The following is a 15,227-nucleotide window of genomic DNA, read 5'->3' as shown; positions in this document are numbered from 1 at the left end:
AAAATGGAAGCACACTATTACAATGTAGACCTAAATTGGACTTCAGACAGAAAAGGTAAAATTTCTTCACCCGAACTCCAACAAACTATTGAAGTAGCCACTCCTCCAGAATTTCCAAAAGGAATAGAAGGAATATGGTCACCAGAACATTTATTGACTGCAGCCGTAAACAGTTGCTTTATGACTACTTTTTTGGCTATTGCAGAAAATTCAAAATTAGAATTCATTAGTTTTAATTGTAAATCAAAAGGCAAACTAGAACAAATAGATGGTAAATTTTTAATAACCGAAGTAATACTTGAACCTACACTAATAATTACAAAAGAATCTGACAAAGACAGAGCCGAAAGAGTTTTACAAAAATCGGAAGCTGCTTGTTTGGTATCCAATTCCATAAAATCAAAAATTACATTGATACCTGTTATAAATTTTTAAGTTTCAATCGAATTTATAATTTTATACTAAAGCCTCTTTTGAGGCTTTCTACATTTCTATTCTTTTCTTTATCAAGTAATCCAAAAATCATTTGACTTACAGCAAAATAAAAATTACTTTTGCAGCAGTTTAACTTTTACACACAAAATGAAGCCTAACACACAACAATTAAACGATTTAACTATCCAAGTAAGAAGAGATATTCTTCGAATGGTTCATGCTGTCAATTCAGGTCACCCAGGAGGTTCTCTAGGATGTGCAGAATTTCTTGTAACCTTGTACCAAAATCTAATGGATCGCAAAGAAGGATTTGACATGGACGGAATTGGAGAAGATTTATTCTTCCTTTCAAACGGACATATTTCGCCTGTATTTTACAGCGTTTTGGCAAGAAGCGGTTATTTTCCGGTAAAGGAATTGGCTACTTTCCGTTTGATCAATACCAGATTACAAGGACATCCAACAACGCATGACAATTTACCTGGAGTACGTATTGCTTCTGGCTCATTGGGACAAGGATTATCTGTAGCAATTGGTGCGGCTCAGGCTAAAAAGCTAAATGGTGATAACCATATCGTGTACACCCTTCACGGTGACGGTGAGTTGCAAGAAGGTCAAAACTGGGAAGCAATTATGTACGCATCTGCCAAAAAAGTAGACAATGTTATTGCAACTATCGACCTTAACGGAAAACAAATTGACGGTACTACCGACGAAGTTTTGAACATGGGAAATCTTAAGGCTAAATTTGAAGCTTTTGACTGGGATGTTCTTGAAATAAAAGAAGGAAACAACATCGAGGCTATTATTGCCGGAATGACAGATGCAAAATCAAGAACCGGAAAAGGAAAACCAGTTTGTGTTTTATTGCATACCGAAATGGGTAATGGAGTTGACTTCATGATGTACAGTCATGCTTGGCACGGAAAAGCGCCTAATGATGCACAACTGGAAAATGCTTTGGCTCAGAACTACAATAGAGGTGGCGAACAAGACTATTAATCCCCTCCTAGCCTCCCCGAAGGGGAGGAATAGCTACAGATTGAGAAAATAAAAAATATAAAAACCCTATTCACCCTAATAGGAATTCCCCTCCTTCGGAGGGGTTAGGGGAGGAAAATGAAAAAATATACAAATACAGGAAGTAAAGATACTCGTTCGGGTTTTGGAGCGGGAATGACTGAATTGGGTCAAAAGAATGAAAACGTTGTGGCACTTTGTGCTGATTTAATTGGATCGTTAAAATTTGATGATTTCAAGAAAAATCACCCAGAACGTTTTTTCCAAATTGGAATTGCAGAAGCAAACATGATTGGAATCGCTGCAGGATTAACTATTGGAGGAAAAATTCCTTTCACAGGAACTTTTGCAAACTTTTCTACCGGAAGAGTTTATGACCAAATCCGTCAATCGGTTGCTTACTCTGATAAAAATGTAAAAATTTGCGCTTCTCACGCAGGATTGACTCTTGGAGAAGATGGAGCTACACACCAAATATTGGAAGACATTGGATTAATGAAAATGTTGCCTGGAATGACAGTAATCAACACTTGTGATTACAACCAAACCAAAGCGGCTACTTTAGCATTGGCAGATCATCATGGTCCAGCCTATTTGCGTTTTGGACGTCCAGTTGTACCTAACTTTATGCCTGCTGACGAACCTTTCATAATTGGGAAAGCAATTCTTTTAAGTGAAGGTACTGATGTAACCATTGTTGCAACAGGGCATTTGGTTTGGGAAGCTCTTATTGCTGCCGAAGCTTTGGAAGCCAAAGGAATTTCTGCCGAAGTAATCAACATTCACACCATTAAACCACTAGACGAAGAAGCTATTCTAAAATCATTAGCCAAAACCAAATGTATTGTTACTGCCGAAGAGCATAACATTCTTGGAGGTCTTGGAGAAAGCGTTTCCAGAGTATTGGCATTGCACCAACCGGCTCCACAAGAGTTTGTAGCGGTAAATGATAGCTTTGGAGAATCTGGAACACCAGAACAATTAATGGAAAAATACAAACTAAACAATCAAGCGATTGTTGAAGCTGTAGAAAGAGTAATCAAAAGAAAGTAATTTTTCTCTTTAAAATATAAAATCCCATCTCGTTTTGAAAAATGAGATGGGATTTTTTATGGGTTTATCTTTGTAGTTTGATTGAAAAGCCAAACTGATCTTTAGTAATTGATCACATAAAAAAAAACCATTACCAGACAAACTGAGAAATGGGATTTAATATTATTTATTGCTTTTTATTGATTCATAAAATGACAAGATGCATCCAAATGCCTTTTTTTCTTTATATCCGTAGGTATATTTCCAGAGCAATCTGGAATTAAATCATAAGGGTAATAGTTCCCATTTGTATCTTTGATTTCTCCTCTTGTCGCATAATTATCACCATCATCATCAAAATCTAAGAAATCTGGGGTTCCGTCTTTATCAGAATCATCTGGATTTAAATCTCCCGGTGGTAATTGAGATGTAGTCCTAACATAACCATCTCTATTTATATCTTCAAGATAAGAAGGAATACCATCGGGTTCTGCAACTGCAATTGTACCGACATATTTAAATTCGTGATCTATTCTTTTTAAAGCATACAACTTAATACTAAATACCAAAGGAGAATAAGCCGGAATTCCTGTTTGTGAGGCATTATAATATCCCAATCCAGAAGGAAGAAACATTACTCCTACACCAAAATCATTGTAAACAACTGTCCCATCATTTTTTGAAGTATATGTTCCTGTCTTAAATTGAGGAAAAATTTCGCTCCATCCTTTTACAAAAACACCAACTCCACCATTTGAATTGGAACCATCTAGATTAAATTGTAATTGTCCATTATTTGAAGAATCAAAAACAGATCCATCTAGTAACGTTCCTTTATAACCTGTAAAAACAGCATCAACATTACAAGGAGATTCACCACCAATACCGTTAGCATCTTTTACACCTTCTTTTATAACTAAATAGTAAATTTTATAGGTAATTTTATTATGGTATACTTCTCTACTTAAGAGTTTTGGCAAAGTAGGACTATTTAAATACGACCAAATAGAAGGCTGATTTCCTGTAGGGGTTATCTTGGTAATAGTAACATCTTGATCATCTGGAAAACCAGGATGATTTAATACTGTGAAATAATTTGTTTTTAAATAGGTGTTTATTGCTAAACTATCGATGGGATATTGCTCAGCATAAGGTTTAACAGGGGTTGGTGTAACACTATTATCATCTTTATTACATGAAATTACTGCAATTGTGGCAATCAATAAAATAAAATAAAACTTAATTTTGCTCATTATACATAGGTTTAGGCGGCAAATATACATTAATGATTTACTTTTGTTAACACATTTAACTTCGATTTTAGAAAATTCATGAGAATAGACAAATATTTATGGTGCGTTCGGTATTATAAAACCAGAAATATGGTAACTGAGGCCTGCAAAAAAAATCACATTACCGTAAATGGTCTTGTAGCCAAACCATCGAAGGAAGTTTTTCCTACCGATAAGATTACTTTTAGAAAAGATCAAATCACACAAATCATCACCGTGCTTGATATTCCGGATAATCGTGTTGGCGCCAAACTTGTTGATATGTATCGAAAAAATGAGACTCCTGCCGAAGCTTATGCACACTTAGAATTACTAAAATTATCCAAAGAGCATTATAGAAAAACCGGTACAGGAAGACCAACCAAAAAAGACCGAAGAGATATTGATGAATTTGGAAACGAAATTAAAACCGATGATGAGACTGACTAACTTTTTAGTTTTAATTTCCGATTTGGAATTAAATTTAATCTCACAAAATTCATCTAACTTTTTTATCTTTGAAAAATAAAATAACAATAGGCCATGAGCAAAAATATAATTCTTACCAATCAACAAATAGAGCACACCATCAGAAGAATTGCTTATCAAATCTATGAGACTTTTGTGGAAGAAGATGAAATTGTGATTGCGGGAATTACATCAAACGGCTTTATTTTTGCTGAAAAGATTGCTCAAGTATTATCCACTATTTCGCCTACCAAAATTTCGCTTTGTGAGGTTCACATCAACAAACATAATCCAGAACTGCCAATAACCACTTCCTTAACAAAGGAACAATACAGCAGTAAAGGCTTAATACTTGTTGATGATGTATTGAGTTCTGGAACTACATTAATATATGCGGTAAGACATTTTCTGGACGTTCCTTTGAAAAAGTTTAAAACCGTTGTTCTTGTCGACCGAAACCACAAAAAATTTCCGATTAAAGCCGATTTCAAAGGAATCTCGCTTTCTACTTCTTTATTGGAACACGTTGATGTTGTATTTGATAACAATGGTGGTAGCTATGCCAGTTTAAGCTAATAGATTTAAAATATCATTTACTGTTTCTTCAATTGATTTATCATCCACATTCACTTTGTATTGTGCGTGATTGTAATAGAAGCTTCTATCAAAAAGATGTTTGGCTATAAACTCTCTCATTTCTTCTTCGCTTTTATTTGCTATAAGTGGTCGTTTGCTTTTATTGGACACCAATCTATTATATAAAGTGTCAATTGATGCTTTTAGATAAATAGAAGTCACCTGATCACCTGTTAACAATTCATGATTATTGGCATAACACGGAGTACCTCCTCCTAAACCGATAATAATTTCGTCGGGACTATTTAATAACTCGATAAAATAAGTATGTTCTAATTTTCTAAAATGGATTTCGCCGTGGTTTTCAAAAATTTGTTTTATCGACAAATTTGTTTTTTTTTCGATAAATTCATCCAAATCAACATATGGAATAGCAATCATTCCCGAAAGCTTATTGGCGATTGTAGACTTCCCACAACCCATATACCCTAATAATATAATTTTTTTCATTTGAATAAGACCTTACGTACTAAGGCGTTAAGAGTTTTTGATTAAAAAAGACAAATTTATAATAAAATAGCTTGGAAACTTCGAAAAAAAGTCCTTATATTTGCACCCGCATTCAAGAAACGAAATGACTCGATAGCTCAGTTGGTAGAGCACATCACTTTTAATGATGGGGTCCTGGGTTCGAGCCCCAGTCGGGTCACAAATTATGTGATCAAAGCATAAGTTTTTTGAAGCAATGACTCGATAGCTCAGTTGGTAGAGCACATCACTTTTAATGATGGGGTCCTGGGTTCGAGCCCCAGTCGGGTCACAAAAGGTCGAGTAATTTATTACTTGACCTTTGTTTTTTTAAGGCCACGTGGAGAAACGGTAGACTTGCCAGCTTGAGGGGCTGGTGCTCGCAAGGGCGTGTGGGTTCAAATCCCACCGTGGTCACAAGAAAATTAAAAAAGCCTGTAAAGCATTAATTTTACAGGCTTTTTATTGTTAGACAAAATTATCAATAGATCTAATACACAAAAAACATCAAAACAAACTTTGGCTTTTGATGCTCCACTTAAGACACTTCTTATTTTAAAATCCCTGCTTTCTAATGAATCAATATTTATTCAATTATTATCTAAAATCAAATGATATTGTAATTTTATAATAATTTATGATTCTTTCAGACTCTTTTATACAAGATTTAAAGTAGTTGGTTTCAAAGTAATTACTCCAAAGCACACTGTTTGAGAAAACTCAGCTGTTAATTTATAATTCATTATTAGAAAAATGAAGCTCTTTTTTTAAAAAAGAATCATTTTAGCAGCAATATGTAAACAATAACAACTTTTTTTTATAAAAAGAATTGTGATGAGATATAGATTGAATAAAAAAACTAACAAGTCTGCGAATGATACAACTTATCCATAAAATTATGTAACACACTAAAATTCAGCTTAGAATATCTTTATATGTATAACAAATACTGTAAAAGACATTCAAATGAAAGCTTCAAATCACGCATCCGTACCCGAAGATGATATTGTCACCTCGGCAAATAATACGTCTTTTTGGTTTTCCTCAGTGGTAAAACCAATAGTTTTCGAAAAACTGAAACAGAATGTAAGTACTGATATTTTAGTTGTAGGCGGTGGTATTTCTGGACTCACTACCGCGTATTGCCTTGCAAAAGAGGGACGTAAAGTAATTCTGTTAGAAGACAAATTTATTGGAAGCGGTGAAACCGGGCGGACTACAGCTCATATTACTTGTGCCCTTGACGCACATTATTCCGAATTAGAAAAAACATTTGATGGAGAAACTGCCCAATTAGCTGCCGATAGTCATATGACAGCTATTGAATGGATAGCAAACACCATAAAGGAACATAAAATCAATTGCCATTTTAAAAGAGTGGATGGTTATTTGTTCTTACATCCATCAGACACCAAGGAAACATTAGAAAAAGAATACGAAGCTACAAAACGTGCGGGTCTTATTACCGAGATGCTGGATTCCGTTCCGTCTATTGCAAACGAAGATGGAAAGGGGTGTATTAAATTTTCAGATCAGGCACAATTTAACATACTCCTTTATCTCAAAGGGTTGGCAACTGCTTTTATACAATTAGGCGGAGAAATTTACACTCAAACAAAAGCAGAAAACATTACCATCGAAGGAGCTACTGCAAACGGTTTTACAATAAAAGCAAATCATATTGTAGTTGCTACTAACACACCCATAAATGACTGGGTAACAATGCACACCAAACAATGGCCTTATAGAACCTATGTGATAGCAGCCAAAGTGCCTAAAGGAACACTTCCTTATGCATTGTGGTGGGACACAGGCGACAGCAACTCAAAATGGATATCGAAACCCTATCATTATGTTCGTTTAGAAGAATTAAATGACCAATATGACTTGTTGATTGCAGGCGGAGAAGACCATCGTACTGGGCAGACAGACGAGAAGGATAGCAACGAAGAAGACCGTTATACTAAACTGGAAAATTGGACGAAGAACCATTTTCCTGCTATTGGTGCTACTGAATTCAAATGGTCAGGTCAAGTACTAGAGCCTATTGATTCATTGGCCTACATTGGCAAGAATCCTGGTGATGAGAATATTTATATCATTACTGGTCATTCGGGAAATGGCATAACATACGGAACACTTGGCGGAATGATTATCTCTGATATTATCACGGGAAAAGAAAATCCTTGGATCAAAATCTACAGCCCGTCACGTATTACATTAAAAACTACAGGCGATTATTTGCACGAAGTTGGAAACATGCTGGCACAATATGGAGACTGGTTTACTGAAGGAGACGCAAAAGAAGTAGCTGATTTAAAACTTGGGCAAGGCGGAATTATTTCGTCAGGGTTAAAAAAGGCCGCAGTATATCGTGACGAAGAGAATAATCTTCATATCTGCTCAGCGGTTTGTCCTCACTTAGGAGCGATAGTACAATGGAATGATGATGAAAAGACTTTTGACTGCCCTCTCCACGGTTCGCGTTTTACCATTGATGGTGAATTAATAAATGGTCCGGCAATCTCCAATTTAAAAAAAATAATGACGAAAGATCAGTCTTTTTTAGATTCTGAATAAATAGCACATTTGTGAAATTTGAACTAAAAAAATCGAGCAAATTATTCACATAAAGTCCCAAAGTAGTTTTACACCAAAAAAATAACTAATATTAAATATAGTACCATGAAAACAAGCATCAAACAAAATTACGGACAAGTTAAACGAGGTTTTTACAAAGAAAATGAAAATACCCTTGTTTCTACGGAAAGAAATTTTTTAAATAAAAGGGTGTATGAAATTGAATATTTAGAAGACCCAATTGAAGATGATAACTATTCAGTAAATGGCTACACTCGAAATGAGAACATCCCAAATGAAAAACGAGTAATTGATGAGGATGACCCTATTACTAATGATGACGAAGAGGATGAAAGTGATGACTTCAACAATCTGGACGATTTAGAAGAAGACAACGAAAAAGAAGATGATGAAATTGATAAAACCTCTGAGGAATTTTATCCAGAAAACAACCCAAGACAATTCTAACTCTTATGATTTGTCAATATAATGGCAGCTAAAAAAGCAAGCAAAAGATAGGCAAAACATTTCTTTGCAAGTATAGCATAAACTATTAAGGAAAAGTTGCTAAATCATTAGAAGTTCCTAATATTATTTCATAGCTAATATGTAATAATATTGGGAATTTTTATGAAGTAAAATCAAAATGTATTGGAATTAGTTTTTAAGCGCATAAGGATGATTAATTTAAAATCATCCAAATATTATATAAGAATAAAGCGAAACTCTATAACATTACACATAGTCATCGCTCTACATTTGTTATACTTAAATTCAAAATTTATCAGCCTACAAAATCAAAAAATATTTAAAAAAAATGATTTAAAATATTAGAAAACAAGATTTTATGATTAACAAAGAACCCAACTATATTATTGCAATAGGCGCTTCTGCTGGAGGCTTGGAAGAGATAAATACATTCTTTGAAAATACACCTCTTGACGGGGTGGCTTATGTTATTGTACAGCATTTATCACCCGATTTTAAAAGTCGTATGGTCGAATTATTATCAAAACATAGCCGGCTGTTAGTTAAGGAAGCTACGCATGGAATGGCTGTTTGCACCAATATAGTTTACCTTATTCCGAATGATAAGTATATGACTATAAAAAATAATAGACTCTATTTGACGGATAAAGAAAAAATACGCGGTCCTCATCTCACAATAAATACTTTCTTTAATTCTCTTGCAACAGACAATGGCAAAAAAGCGATTGGTATTATACTTTCAGGATTGGGTTCAGATGGAAGTGAAGGCATCAAAGCCATAAAAGAAGCTGGCGGAATGACTATTGCACGAAACCCAGAGTCAACCCAATTTAGCAGTATGCCTGTCAATGCAATAGCCACCGATATGATTGATTATATTCTAGAACCTCAATTTATGCCCAATGCTATAGAGGCATATGTAAAACAAAATGACGAACTATCGGAAAGCACTAAATCGGATGAAAAAAATATCACTGCAATTATCGAATACATTAACAAAAAATCGCCTTTCGATTTTTCAGATTATAAAATGACAACCATAGTCCGACGGACTAAAAGAAGAGCAGCATCGATCAATATTTATAATCTCAAAGATTATTTGCTCTTTTTGAAAGAAACTCCAGAGGAGGTCAATGCTCTGTCAAAAGATTTTCTAATCAGTGTTACCTCTTTCTTTCGGGATCCCGAAGCATTTGAATTTATACAAAATACAGTTTTGCCAAGAATACTGGAAAACCACTCCCCTCATGATGAAATTAAGTTTTGGATAGCGGGTTGCGCCACTGGTGAAGAAGCATATTCTATCGCCATTTTGCTAAAAGAGCTCTTAACAGGAAAATTTAAGAACACTATTGTCAAAATTTTTGCAACCGATATTGATTCGGCTGCATTACTCCATGCGGGTAAAGGAATTTATGCTCCTGAAAGGGTAAAGGGTATTAGTCCGAAACGACTTAAACAACGATTTACTTTTGATGGAAGCAATTATATAATTAAGCCAGAAATTCGCGAGATGATGATATTTGCGCAACATGATTTGGTAAAAAACCCGCCTTATTGCAATATGCATTTCATTAGCTGTCGTAATTTGTTAATTTATATGACACCTATTCTACAAAAAAAGGTATATGAAATGCTTTTATTCGGACTTAAAACAAATGGCTTCCTGTTTTTGGGCTCAAGTGAAAATCCATTGGTCATTATTGAGAATTTGCAAATAATCAATAAAAAATGGCGTGTTTATAAAAGCTTAAAAGAAAAGCGCTCTCCCAGAATTGATACGTTTGCATTGCCTGAACTCATCAATTTTCGCCAAATCACAACTATCAAGAATGATGTTTCTAAAAGCTCGAATAATACTTTGACCGAAACGATAAACACAACTCTTGCCAATCAGATAGGATATCTAGCTATATGTGTGGATCAGGAAAACACGGTAATCAAATCGTATGGGCATACCTCAAAATACCTTCTGGCAAAAAATTTTAATACAAACCTGCCAGAACTATTGCCACGCGCATTGGCTGTGGCCTATAATACGTTAAGTAAAGAAGCCTTCAAAAATGAAGAAAGTGCAACTGTAAAAGGAATATTCGTCAAGCATAATAATGCAGTAATGAAAGTAAGCCTATCCGTAAACCCTATTCTAATTGACGGAGATCAACAAAAGGGTTTGATTGTAATTTTTAATGATGACAAATTAGCTAGCCCAGAAAAAAACGAACACCCTTTATTTGATGAAGTAACCTATAATACAAGTTATACTCAAGCATTAGAAGCAGAATTAAAAGAAGTCAAAAATAAGCTTCAGGCTACTTATGACAAACTAGACACATCTAATGAAAATATGCAGTCTTTTAATGAGGAGTTGATTTCTGCCAACGAAGAAATGCAAAGTACCAATGAAGAGATGCAATCAGTCAATGAAGAGTTGCACACTATAAATACCGATTATCATTTAAAAAATAAAGAACTACTGGAAATCAATGACGACCTGAATAACTATTTCAGAAGCAATTTAAACGGACAACTTTTTATTGACAATGATTTGAAATTGATGAAGTTTTCACCTGGCGCAGTAAAACATATTAATTTGCTAGATACTGACATTGGGCGCCCGATTAATCACATATCAACAAATATAAAATTTGATACCATTATTGAAGACACTAGGTTGGTCCTAGAGAAAGGAATTGTAATCAGTAAGGAAATTGAAACGAACAATGAGAAATGGTACCAAGTAATGATAATGCCTTATGTTCAGGCAAGCAATAAGAATAATGGTGCTATTATTACTTTTAACGATATCACCGAACTGAAAAAAATGCAATACGAACTCAACAAAAAGAACCAGAGTCTCATACGTATCAATACCGATTTAGACCATTTCATCCATGCTGCTTCACATGATCTTCTGACCCCTTTGGGAAATATAGAAGGCAGTATTGAAATGTTGAATGACACAAAAATATCAGACTCCAGCTTCTCAGAATTTTTATATATAATCAATAGTTCAATCAAGACATTTCGGGCGCTGATTACTGATATATCTACCATAGCCAAAGTAGAAAACGATATGATTCAAACAGAGAAAGTCGACCTCAACGAAATTTTAGACAATATAGAATGGAGTCTGAAAGACAAAATCGTAGAATCAGAAGCAAAAATTACACGGGAACTTATTATTAAAGAAATTCATTTTTCTAAGAAAAACATTCGAAGTATATTGTATAATCTGATCTGTAACTCCATAAAATTTAGAAGTGAAGAACATCCAGGAATAACAATCAAGGCATCTCAGGAAGGTAATTACTGCGTTTTAACAATATCTGACAATGGGATTGGAATCTCAGAAAAAGGACTCCTTAAAATTTTCGATATCTATGGCAGACTGCATCAAGATATTGAAGGAAGTGGCATTGGCTTATACCTTGCAAAAAAAATAATTAATGCTGCGGGAGGCAAAATCGTTGTAGAAAGTGAATTGGGTGTAGGTACAAAATTTATAATTTATTTGAACCAGGAATTGATTGAAGCGTGATTGAACAAGTTAGCAAATTTTCTAAAACACTCAACAATGTTGAGAGAAATATAAATACTCTCTATTTTTACAAAGATTAATTTTTATTTCATAAACATACAGAATCTTTTTAAACCTTTGTCAACTCGCTTAAGAGTTGACAATTTTTCAATAAAAGGTTCGGATTTTATACCAAGAAGTTCACAAAAATTAAAAAAGAGCATTAAAAATATTAAGCAAGCTTACTTTTTGAATGCTCTTTTTTAATTTTTAAATGAGTTTGCAATTGATTCTATTGTTATTTATTTTTTTATTTAATACAATATTCCAAAAAACGAGTACCATTTCGATAAGCCTTTTAGCAAATATAATCTTTCTCAAATCTCTTCTAAAAGTATTGAACGCTATAAATTGATTATAAAATAGTATCATAAAAAAAACATCACTTTCAATTTTTAGAAAAAACAGCAACCATCCTTAAAATATGGCTGCTATTTTTTTGCTTTTATAAACCAACTATCTGCGATATAATAACCAATGTTAATTTCATCTCATAAAATTTCAAAAAAATTCATAACTTTCAACTTCCTAATTGCAAAATTGAAATCCAAATGACGACACTACTCATAAACAAAAAAAAATACACCATCGATGTTGATCCCGAAATGCCTTTGCTTTGGGCTATTAGAGACAGTATCGGACTCACGGGAACCAAATTTGGATGTGGCATTGGTGCTTGTGGCGCTTGTAAAGTACTTGTTGACAATGTCGCTACTTATTCGTGTCTAACTCCTGTTTCAACGGTTGAAGGCAAAAACATTACAACCATTGAAGGAACTTCTGAAAATTTACAATTATTACAAAAATCTTGGGAGGAATTCAATGTCCCGCAATGTGGTTATTGTCAACCAGGGCAATTAATAACCGCTACTTCCCTACTCAACTCCAATAAAAACCCTTCTGATACTGATATTGACGATGCCATGAGTGGTAATATTTGCCGTTGTGGCACGTACCAACGCATCAAAAATGCTATTCAACATACTGTAGAACTTAAAAAACATCGCTAATCATGAGTGAAATTCAAAACATAAGTCGCAGGAATTTTATAAAAAACATGGGATTGGCGTCTGGCGGATTAATCCTAGCCTGCAATTATACTTTGTTTTCTAAAGACATCGAATCGGGAATTGCAACCGAATTCAATCCGAATCTGTTTGTACAATTAAATTCGGATGGAAGCTTAATCATTACTGTTTCTCGTTCGGAAATGGGTAACGGAGTAAGAACTTCGTTAACCTCAATCGTTGCAGATGAAATGGATGCCGATTGGAATAGAGTTTCGGTTAAACAAGCTGTTGGAGATGCCAAATACGGAGACCAAAATACCGACGGTTCCAGAAGTGTAACCGATTTTTATCAAACCATGCGTACCATGGGTGCCATGGCTCGAATGATGCTAATTACCGCCGCCGCAAAAACGTGGCAAGTTCCCGAAAGTGAATGTATAGCACAAAACCACTTTATCATCCATTCCAGCGGAAAAAAAATAGGTTATGGAGAATTGGTCGATTTAGTAAAAACATTGCCCGTTCCAACAAACATTAGCTACAAAAATCCTAAAGATTTCAAGTATATTGGTAAAACCCTAAAAAGCATCGACGTTAAAGATTTTGCAAACGGAAGCGCTATTTACGGTATCGACAAACGATTACCCAACATGAAAGTTGTAGCTATCGCCAGATGTCCCGTTACTTTTGGAACCGTCAAATCTTTCAACAAAACCGCTGCCATGAAAATACGCGGTGTTGAAGATGTAATCGAAATTCCAAGAATCGAAAGACCTTTTGGGGCACTCGGAGGAGTTGCAGTTATTGCTTCCAATACTTGGGCTGCCTTTAAAGGAAAAGAAGCTCTGGAAATAAAATGGAATTACGGCAAAAATGAAGGTTACGATTCGGAGAAATACATGATCGAATTAACCGAAAGAGTCCATAAAGCAGCAAAAGTCGAAAAAGAAATTGGTGATCTAAACAAAGCATTTAGTGAAGCAACGAAAATTGTCGAAAGCACTTTTCAATTGCCACATTTAGCACATGCGCCAATGGAAGTTCCCAATGCTGTAGCTTGGGTTCAAGGAGATACTTGCGAAGTTTGGGCACCCACCCAATCTCCTCAAACTGCCAGAGAAGAAGTTTTTACGTATTTAGGCACAACAATAGATAAAGTTACTTTAAATGTCACCTTTTTGGGTGGAGGTTTTGGACGAAAATCAAAACCGGACTATATTGTAGAAGCCGTTATGGTTTCCAAAGCTATCAATGCACCAGTACAGGTAGTTTGGTCACGGGAAGATGACATCAAACACGGTTATTATCATACCGTAAGTTCCCAATACATGAAAGCTTCGCTAGATGCACAAGGCACTGTTACAGGTTGGCTACACCGATCTGCTTTCCCATCGATCATGTCAACCTTTCAGCCAGGCACCGATTATCCTGCCGGATGGGAAGCTTCAAGCGCCGCGGATGTTCCTTTTGCTATAAAAAACTTCAAAGTTGAATCGGGTGAGGCTCCAGCAATGGTTCGAATTGGCTGGATGCGATCGGTAATTAATATACTGCATGGTTTTTCAATCAATGTTTTTGTCGATGAATTGGCGCATGCAGCAAAACAAGACCCAATAGAATTCCGGCTAAAATTAATCGGTGATGACCGTATTGAAGACACTAAAGACCCTCTAAAATACAATACCGCACGTCTCAAAAATGTTCTCAAAATGGCTGCAAAAAATGCCAATTGGGGAAAACCATTACCCAAAGGACACGCTTATGGCATAGCTTTTCATTATAGTTTTTATTCCTATGTTGCTTCGGTAGTTGAAGTCTCGATGGTAGACGACAAAATAAGAGTACATAATGTATACACCGTTATTGATTGTGGTACGGCTGTCAATAGGGACACTATAAAATCGCAATTGGAAGGCGCTGCTATTTTCGGAATGTCATTAGCTTACTACGGCAAAATAACAGCCAAGGACGGAGCAATAGAACAAAATAGCTACAGTGATTATCGAATGATTCGTATGAATGAAATTCCAAAGGTTCATGTCGAAATTGTAGAAAGCACCGAAAAACCTACTGGTGTAGGAGAACCAGGTGTTCCTGTGATTGCACCTGCTATTGTCAATGCGATATTTAAACTAACCGGAAAACGATATTACAATTTACCGTTAAGTGATTACGATTTAGTATAATTGACAAGGCAAAGGCATAAGTCTTTTTTACCGCAGATTCGCAGATTTTATA

12 protein-coding genes and 3 tRNA genes are annotated in these 15,227 nt (G+C 35.1%); 13 read left to right on the top strand and 2 right to left on the bottom strand.

Features of this window, described 5'->3' with window-relative positions:
• Positions 1-3 precede the first annotated feature (3 nt).
• The 3 genes from OLM57_RS09540 (at position 4) to OLM57_RS09530 (ending at position 2,508) form a co-directional block, all read left to right on the top strand.
• Positions 4-435, top strand: a complete 432-nt coding sequence (locus OLM57_RS09540) for an OsmC family protein (RefSeq protein WP_264563471.1) — start codon at positions 4-6, stop codon at positions 433-435.
• Positions 436-582: 147 nt separating this feature from the next.
• Positions 583-1,437 carry a transketolase gene (locus OLM57_RS09535; RefSeq protein WP_264563470.1) on the top strand — a complete coding sequence of 285 codons (855 nt, stop codon included), beginning with the start codon at positions 583-585 and terminating at the stop codon, positions 1,435-1,437.
• Positions 1,438-1,554: 117 nt separating this feature from the next.
• Positions 1,555-2,508 carry a transketolase family protein gene (locus OLM57_RS09530; RefSeq protein WP_264563469.1) on the top strand — a complete coding sequence of 318 codons (954 nt, stop codon included), beginning with the start codon at positions 1,555-1,557 and terminating at the stop codon, positions 2,506-2,508.
• A gap of 176 nt (positions 2,509-2,684) precedes the next feature.
• Here OLM57_RS09530 and OLM57_RS09525 read toward each other — a convergent pair whose 3' ends face one another.
• A complete protein-coding gene (locus OLM57_RS09525; protein WP_264563468.1) occupies positions 2,685-3,740 on the bottom strand; it encodes an FKBP-type peptidyl-prolyl cis-trans isomerase in 1,056 nt (351 codons plus the stop codon).
• 78 nt (positions 3,741-3,818) lie between these two features.
• On the opposite strand from OLM57_RS09525, the gene OLM57_RS09520 reads away from it, so the two are divergent.
• Together OLM57_RS09520 and OLM57_RS09515 are read left to right on the top strand one after the other, a co-directional pair.
• Positions 3,819-4,208 (top strand): RNA-binding S4 domain-containing protein, encoded by a 390-nt coding sequence (locus tag OLM57_RS09520; protein ID WP_264563467.1) that lies wholly within the window; start codon positions 3,819-3,821, stop codon positions 4,206-4,208.
• A 93-nt stretch (positions 4,209-4,301) separates the two neighbouring features.
• Complete coding sequence (locus OLM57_RS09515; RefSeq protein WP_264563466.1) at positions 4,302-4,802, top strand: phosphoribosyltransferase family protein; 501 nt, start codon at positions 4,302-4,304, stop codon at positions 4,800-4,802.
• Here the strand turns inward: OLM57_RS09515 and OLM57_RS09510 are convergent.
• Positions 4,794-5,312, bottom strand: a complete 519-nt coding sequence (locus tag OLM57_RS09510) for a shikimate kinase (RefSeq protein ID WP_264563465.1) — start codon at positions 5,310-5,312, stop codon at positions 4,794-4,796. The genes OLM57_RS09515 and OLM57_RS09510 overlap by 9 nt on opposite strands.
• 126 nt (positions 5,313-5,438) lie before the next feature.
• Here OLM57_RS09510 and OLM57_RS09505 point away from each other — a divergent pair.
• The 8 genes from OLM57_RS09505 to OLM57_RS09470 all read left to right on the top strand — a co-directional run bounded on the left by OLM57_RS09505 (position 5,439) and on the right by OLM57_RS09470 (position 15,175).
• Positions 5,439-5,511 (top strand) — tRNA-Lys (locus OLM57_RS09505).
• A gap of 38 nt (positions 5,512-5,549) precedes the next feature.
• A tRNA-Lys gene (locus OLM57_RS09500) sits at positions 5,550-5,622 on the top strand.
• Positions 5,623-5,664: 42 nt separating this feature from the next.
• Positions 5,665-5,747: transfer RNA gene (locus OLM57_RS09495), tRNA-Leu, on the top strand.
• A gap of 549 nt (positions 5,748-6,296) precedes the next feature.
• On the top strand, positions 6,297-7,910 hold the full coding sequence (locus OLM57_RS09490) for an FAD-dependent oxidoreductase (protein WP_264563464.1): 1,614 nt from the start codon (positions 6,297-6,299) through the stop codon (positions 7,908-7,910).
• Between the two features lie 105 nt (positions 7,911-8,015).
• Positions 8,016-8,378: a hypothetical protein gene (locus tag OLM57_RS09485; protein WP_264563463.1), complete on the top strand. Its 363-nt coding sequence runs from the start codon at positions 8,016-8,018 to the stop codon at positions 8,376-8,378.
• Positions 8,379-8,757: 379 nt separating this feature from the next.
• Complete coding sequence (locus OLM57_RS09480) at positions 8,758-11,940, top strand: chemotaxis protein CheB (protein WP_264563462.1); 3,183 nt, start codon at positions 8,758-8,760, stop codon at positions 11,938-11,940.
• A 590-nt stretch (positions 11,941-12,530) separates the two neighbouring features.
• Positions 12,531-12,989: a (2Fe-2S)-binding protein gene (locus OLM57_RS09475; RefSeq protein WP_264563461.1), complete on the top strand. Its 459-nt coding sequence runs from the start codon at positions 12,531-12,533 to the stop codon at positions 12,987-12,989.
• Between the two features lie 2 nt (positions 12,990-12,991).
• Positions 12,992-15,175 carry a xanthine dehydrogenase family protein molybdopterin-binding subunit gene (locus OLM57_RS09470; protein WP_264563460.1) on the top strand — a complete coding sequence of 728 codons (2,184 nt, stop codon included), beginning with the start codon at positions 12,992-12,994 and terminating at the stop codon, positions 15,173-15,175.
• Positions 15,176-15,227 lie beyond the last annotated feature (52 nt).

It is taken from the genome of Flavobacterium sp. N3904, from assembly GCF_025947305.1.
Classification (GTDB): Bacteria; Bacteroidota; Bacteroidia; order Flavobacteriales; family Flavobacteriaceae; genus Flavobacterium.
Note: the sequence above shows the minus strand (reverse complement) of the source record. Positions and strands in the feature narration are given on the sequence as shown.